The following is a 5,463-nucleotide window of genomic DNA, read 5'->3' on the forward strand; positions in this document are numbered from 1 at the left end:
ATCCGGCGGTTCAGGACTGGATACACCGCGTGCGGGGCCGCAAGGGCTGGGACGCGGCCTATGCGGGGTTTACCGGAATGGCGTCCGCCGCCCGCAGCGCGGCCGCAGAGGCCGCCGCCTGACCGACCGCTTACCGGGCAGGCGCACCGCCTGACCGGTCGAACACACACTTTGCAACAAGGGAAGGGTCTGCCATGACCAGCTATGACATCGCCGTCACAATACATATCGTCTGCGTCATCCTGTGGGTTGGGGGCGGCATCACGCTTCTTCTCGGGGCGGAACTGGCCCGGCGCAGGCGCGGCGCATCCGGGGTATTGCCGATCGTCGATACGGTCGCCCTGCTGGGACCCACCTTTTTTGTCCCCTTGTCCCTGCTGACCCTGTTAAGCGGGGTCGCCGCCGCCTGGGTCGGGCCCGGCTTTTCGCATCTTTGGGTCCTTCTGGGGCTTATCGGATTTGCGGCGACCTTCCTGACCGGTTTTGTCGTGATCAAACCGCGCGCCGAAGAGATCTCTGTGTTGATGGCCGATGCGGACACGCAACCGGCGGTCCTGCTGCAAAAGTCGGTTGATCTGATGACGATTGCCCGCTTCGACTATGTCGTTCTGGTGCTTGTCGTGTTGGTCATGGCGCTCAAGCCCACTGCGAGTGATGTTGCTGCACTGACAGGACTTGCGGTGTTTGCCGTCTTGGGCGCGATGATGACGTTGGCAAAGGGGATGCGCCCGCGACCTGGCGGGGCGTAAACCACCGTGATGCTCCGGTGAAATCCTCTGGGGCGAGGGTGCCTCTGAAATCTCGCGGGCCGCGCCGCCGGTGGCGCGGAGCCTTTGGTCCGATGGAAAGTTGGACGTGAGGCCCATCCCCTCCGCCACCCACCCCAGTCTATGCCCCGACCTGCGATTTGTGGCTGATTTCTCGCCTAATTTCGAGGGTTCGAGAATGGCGCTTTTCTGAAGAGACGATCCCCAAACCCTTGATTGCCGACTTCTCCACCTGTTGTCTCTGGCCCCAGCGTCAGGCGCTTGGACCCCAAAATACCCAATGCGGCACGACCTTTGCATGTCGGTTTATCCACTTTTTTCAAAAAAAGACTCTGAACTTGTAGGAATCGTGACCTCTCCAATCGTCTGTCTCGTGAAGCCGCTGGGTTTCCTAGACAAACAAGGAGAGACGATATGAACATTCTTAAGACAACCGCCACTGCTATTGCACTTTCGGCTGCTGCAGTTTCTGCTCACGCGGAAAACTTCCTCGGAGCTGACGAAGTGCAATCTGCCAATGGTACGTATCGCAGCGAAGCGCCAGAACAGTGGTATGGCGGCTTTGGGACGCGGGAATTTGTCTTTGCGGACGGACAATGGGAATTGATCTTTACCCACGCCCTCGATCCGGCAATGACAATGCGCACGTTCGTGTTCCGCACTGGCGGTGCATTCGACATCGTGGGCAAATCTGAAGTTGTCGATGGTGCGATGAACGGCACGTTTCACGAAGAGTGGAAGCACGTGACGCTTCTGACTGAAATTCCGGAAGTGATTGCCGGGATGGGCATGGCAGATTGCGGTCTGACGCCCAACCTTGAGACCGATATCTCGGAAACAGGTTGCGCGGCCTGGCGGCCTGTCGCGGTCTGCGGTGAAGATCACGACCTGATCGCGATGACCGAAACTGGCGTGCAATTCGGTGTGCGGCCACAGGACAACGACATGTGCACCGAAGACAAGCGCCCGACAGCACTTCTCCCTGTCGTCGCACGTTTCCAATAATATCAAACCGCGAAAGGACCACAGAATGGATACCATTGATGTTCGCGCAACGACATTCGTGCGCGCAAGCCGGGATAAGGTTTGGGATGCCTTGACCAATCCCGAAACCTTGCAGGCGTTCCATCCTGCCGGAATGCAAATCGCTGCGTTACCGGAAGGTGGCCACGAGCTTCAAAGCCCTGCTGATGGCGCAACCTTCATCCGGGAGCCAATGATTTCGTCGGAAGAAGGAAAGAAGATCGAACTGGGTTTCGAACCGAAATGGGCAAAGCAACCTTATGATCAATCGAAGGTTTCGTTCGAGATTACCGAAGAGGAGAACGCCTGCAAAGTCGCTCTGACGCAGTCGAACTGCGCCGCTTTTGGCATCGGCGACAACTGGGACCGCTTCTTGTCCTCGATGAAATCCTATCTCGAAACCGGATCGGGACTTTATATACCACCCGGCGGCAAAGGCTGATCTACGAAAAATTCGGCTCTAGCCCCCGCGTGGGCTAGGGTTTCTCCACGAAAGGAATGACGATGCAATTCATGCTTATAAACTACACAAAACCATCACCGGACGCGACGGCGGACGACGTTGCGGCCGCCAAAGACGATGAACTTTGGGGTGCCTACACGAAGGCCTTGGTTGACGCAGGTGTTCTGGTCGGTGGCGAAGCTCTGCACCCGTCGCATACGGCGACGACGGTCAGGATCATAGATGGCGTCAAAGACCTGCACGATGGCCCATATGCGGACTCAAAAGAGCAGTTTGGCGGCTTCTATTTGATCGAGGTTCCAGATCTTGACGCAGCCCTGATGTGGGCGGCACGTAATCCAGCCGCCGCAACTGGCGCTGTCGAAGTCCGTCCCGTCGTCTCGTTCTGATGCGGGATGCCACGCGAGAAATAGAGAGGATTGCCAGACTGTCCTACGGGCGGCTGGTTGCCTCTTTATCTTTTCGCGTCGGCAGTATCGCAAGAGCTGAAGACGCATTGAGTGAAGCTCTCATGCGCGCTCTCGATGTCTGGGAACGCCAGGGCGTGCCTAAGAATCCGGAAGGATGGCTTCTGAGGACCGCCCGCAACAAAGCAGTCGATGATCGACGGTCGGAAGCAAGAGCCGAAACTTATCGTACGGAGATTGAGATGCTCTTGGAAAGCCACATCGAGGACGGACAAACAGGCATAGAAGACCCGCGCATTAGGCTCATGTTCGCATGTGCCCACCCTGCAATCGAACCGCGGATCCGCGCGCCGCTCATGTTGCAAACCGTCCTCGGTCTCGATTCACGGCGGATTGCGTCCGTTTACCTGATGTCACCCGGAACGTTGGGACAACGGCTGACGCGCGCCAAGGCAAAAATTGAACAGTCGGGCATACCGTTGACGCTCCCGTCTGAGCACAAAGAATACGAAGCCCGTCTTGATGATATCCTGACTGCCATCTACGCGGCCTACGCTGTCGGCGCGAATGGGTTCGGTTCGGGTGATGCAAAGGCAACAAATCTCGCGAGTGAGGCGCTTTGGCTCATCAGCACCGTTTGTGCCGCCTTGCCGTCTGCGGCTGAGGCTCACGGGTTGTTCGCGTTGATCCTTTTCACAGAAAGCCGCCGGAACGCGCGTTTCGACGCGGTTTCAAACACATTCATTCCGCTTCAACAGCAAGACGTGAATCTTTGGAATAGCGAAATGATCCGAGACGCAGAGCAGGCTTTGCGGAATGCGCAGAGCAATCTTAGCCTTGGTCGATTTCAGTTGGAGGCTTCAATTCAGGCCGTTCACGCGGCAAGACAGACGTCGGGATATTCCGATTGGGCGGCTTTGCAGACACTTTACCGAGGGCTTGTGAAAATCAGCCCAACAGTCGGTGCGTTGACCAGTCAGGCAGCGGCTGAGGCCGAAACGGGAGGGCCAGAGGTTGGATTGCAATTTCTGGACCGCATAGACCCTCGATTGCGCGAAACTTACCAACCATGGCACGCAACCCGCGCGCATTTGCTGTCCAAGCAAGGACAGACCGAGGCGGCTCTTTCATCGTTTGATAGCGCGATTGGTCTGTCGAACGACCCTTCGGAAAGAGCCTATTTGATGGCTGAAAAGGCAAAACTTCCGAGATCATAAGGGGAGAGTTATGAAACTCATTATCGTTAGCCAGTGCTGTTTTGTGAAAGCAATCAGAGAGCAATTTCCCTGCTGCTTTCACATGTTTCTCAGTTGGCAGCAATTTGCCGCAACAAGGGTGTAATCCGGCGCACAGTGGCACGACGGTTGCTTGCATCAGCGCCTTGGGTTTGGACCTTGAGGAAAGCCTCGCCATAGCCCTGAATAATCAAGTTTTCGGGCGGGATGCGGAATGCTTCCGTCAAGGCAAGGGCCACCGACTCCGCGCGCCGGTCTGACAGTGCAAGATTGAAACTGTCACTTCCAACCGCATCTGTATGGCCTTCAATCAGAAACACTTCACGCGGGTTATCAAGAAGCATTTCCTCGATCAGAATGCCAATCCGCACAAGGCTACGTGCTTGTTCAGCAGGGATTGCTGCGGACCCGCTGGCGAAGATCACTGTGTCAAGGTCGATTGCGGGAACAAGACTGCGCACTTGTTCGATCTCGCGGATTTGGCGCAAACTGAAGCTGCGACCAGCATCGAACGAAAGCGCTTCGCCCAAGGCCGCGCGTAAGGTGCGAATATCGCTATCGGCAACGGACAGGCTGCGCGCCGCAGGACGTGTATCCTGTAGACGTTGCACATCGACTGCGGCCACCGGATCAACATCGTCAAACAGTTCAATTTGGGTGCCATCGGGATAAAGAACATCGCGCCGCAGGACGCGCCCACGCGAGTCGCGGATGGTCACGACTTGTGTCCCATCGGCGCGATCAAGGAACGTGCGCGTCGACCCGTCGAAAAATGTCTCGGTCCGGACCGCGGCGCCTGGCTGACGCAAAAGTGCATCATCGTCCTTATAAATCGTCAATCCGCGTGTGCCTTCGACAACCACACGATCACCTGTATTTTCGACCACGCGATCACCGTTGCGCAAGACCGATCCAACGACAACCGCACCCAACCCGATTAGCAGCGCCTTCTCGATATTGCTCAGCCCGCTTGTTTCATTGTTCGCGACTGCTGTTGCTTGGGCGCCCGTGATCGGCGTTTCGAAGTCTTGCTCGCTGGTGCGCACCGCATCTGCGTCCAGCGTCTCTTCGACAACGTCCTCCGGTGCAGCTTCGGTCGCTACCGTCGCAGCAACAGGCGCTACTGCTTCCTCACTTACCGTGGGATCATCGAGAGCAATCTCAGGCTGCTCTGCCGCCTCTGCTTGAATGTCGGCAGCAGCTTCCTCTGTCGCCATTGCTTCAGCTTCTGCTGTTGTCGCTTCTTCCGTCACAAGCGCTTCGGCCTCGGCCGCTGCCGCTTCTTCAGCGGCTATTGCTTCCGCTGCTGCCGCTTCTTCAGCCGCAAGTGCTTCAGCCTCTGCTGCTGCCGCCTCTTCCGCTGCAAGTGCTTCGGCCTCTGCTGCCGCCGCCTCTTCAGCGGCTGTTGCTGCCGCCGCTGCCGCTTCTTCCGCCGCAAATGCTTCAGCCTCTGCTGCTGCCGCCTCTTCCGCTGCAAGTGCTTCGGCCTCTGCTGCCGCCGCCTCTTCAGCTGCTAGTGCTTCAGCCTCTGCTGCTGCCGCTTCTTCAGCCGCAAGTGCTTCAGCCTC

General features: G+C 57.4%; 6 protein-coding genes. 5 read left to right on the forward strand and 1 reads right to left on the reverse strand.

Annotation, left to right across the window (positions count from 1 at the left end; translation table 11 throughout):
* Positions 1-194: 194 nt before the first annotated feature.
* From NWQ23_RS03050 to NWQ23_RS03070, 5 genes are all read left to right on the forward strand, one after another.
* The gene (locus NWQ23_RS03050) at positions 195-749 is read left to right on the forward strand and encodes a DUF2269 family protein (protein ID WP_306164767.1); all 555 of its coding nucleotides are present in this window, start codon (positions 195-197) and stop codon (positions 747-749) included.
* Between the two features lie 432 nt (positions 750-1,181).
* Positions 1,182-1,772: a hypothetical protein gene (locus NWQ23_RS03055; RefSeq protein WP_306164768.1), complete on the forward strand. Its 591-nt coding sequence runs from the start codon at positions 1,182-1,184 to the stop codon at positions 1,770-1,772.
* Between the two features lie 25 nt (positions 1,773-1,797).
* Positions 1,798-2,232, forward strand: a complete 435-nt coding sequence (locus NWQ23_RS03060) for an SRPBCC domain-containing protein (RefSeq protein WP_306164769.1) — start codon at positions 1,798-1,800, stop codon at positions 2,230-2,232.
* A 62-nt stretch (positions 2,233-2,294) separates the two neighbouring features.
* Entirely contained in the window at positions 2,295-2,642 is a 348-nt protein-coding gene (locus tag NWQ23_RS03065; RefSeq protein ID WP_306164770.1) for a YciI family protein, read from the forward strand.
* Complete coding sequence (locus tag NWQ23_RS03070; protein WP_306164771.1) at positions 2,642-3,877, forward strand: RNA polymerase sigma factor; 1,236 nt, start codon at positions 2,642-2,644, stop codon at positions 3,875-3,877. The genes NWQ23_RS03065 and NWQ23_RS03070 overlap by 1 nt, the downstream gene beginning before the upstream one ends.
* Positions 3,878-3,966: 89 nt before the next feature.
* On the opposite strand, the gene NWQ23_RS03075 is transcribed toward NWQ23_RS03070, so the two are convergent.
* Positions 3,967-5,463: OmpA family protein (locus NWQ23_RS03075; RefSeq protein WP_306164772.1), on the reverse strand; the 1,497-nt coding region annotated here is incomplete at its 5' end.

The organism is Yoonia sp. (assembly GCF_030731595.1).
Classification (GTDB): Bacteria; Pseudomonadota; Alphaproteobacteria; order Rhodobacterales; family Rhodobacteraceae; genus Yoonia.

Coding starts and splice junctions, on each gene's coding strand:
- NWQ23_RS03070 (WP_306164771.1), top strand. CDS start 2,642: ATGCGGGATGCCACGCGAGAAATAGAGAGGATTGCCAGACTGTCCTAC.
- NWQ23_RS03055 (WP_306164768.1), top strand. CDS start 1,182: ATGAACATTCTTAAGACAACCGCCACTGCTATTGCACTTTCGGCTGCT.
- NWQ23_RS03050 (WP_306164767.1), top strand. CDS start 195: ATGACCAGCTATGACATCGCCGTCACAATACATATCGTCTGCGTCATC.
- NWQ23_RS03065 (WP_306164770.1), top strand. CDS start 2,295: ATGCAATTCATGCTTATAAACTACACAAAACCATCACCGGACGCGACG.
- NWQ23_RS03060 (WP_306164769.1), top strand. CDS start 1,798: ATGGATACCATTGATGTTCGCGCAACGACATTCGTGCGCGCAAGCCGG.